This is a genomic window from Pseudomonas entomophila, assembly GCF_013523165.1.
Classification (GTDB): Bacteria; Pseudomonadota; Gammaproteobacteria; order Pseudomonadales; family Pseudomonadaceae; genus Aquipseudomonas; species Aquipseudomonas entomophila_A.
In genome coordinates this window covers 1-320 of record NZ_JAAMQI010000068.1, presented here as the reverse complement: position 1 = coordinate 320, position 320 = coordinate 1, and the positions used below count along the sequence as shown (strand labels likewise).

Here is a 320-nt window from a genome sequence, read left to right as displayed (position 1 = left end):
CGCGCAGCGGTGAGAAAACCAACGCCTTCAACTTTCATGCATCGCCTGACTAACGGCATCAGTCCTGCCTGCTCGAGCAGTTTCTTGATCATGTTTTCGATGAGGTCTTCAATGCGCTTCATCGAGGTGAGCTGGGACTTCAAGAGGTTCTTGAGCAGCGGCTCACCTTCCCAGCTCAGCTTCAGCGCTGTACGCGTCTGGACGAGCATCGCGCGCCTGCGAAACAGGCTGACAAGGTCGCGATAGAGCGTCGAAGGCGGGATCCAGGGGCTAAGGTTGGCGCCTTCGTTCTTGAGGTACCGGGCCAGTACCCTTGCATC

General features: G+C 57.5%; 1 pseudogene. It reads right to left on the bottom strand.

Annotated elements, in window-relative coordinates:
- A pseudogene (locus G7Z99_RS19680) lies at window positions 1-320 on the bottom strand (IS110 family transposase); the annotation flags it as partial.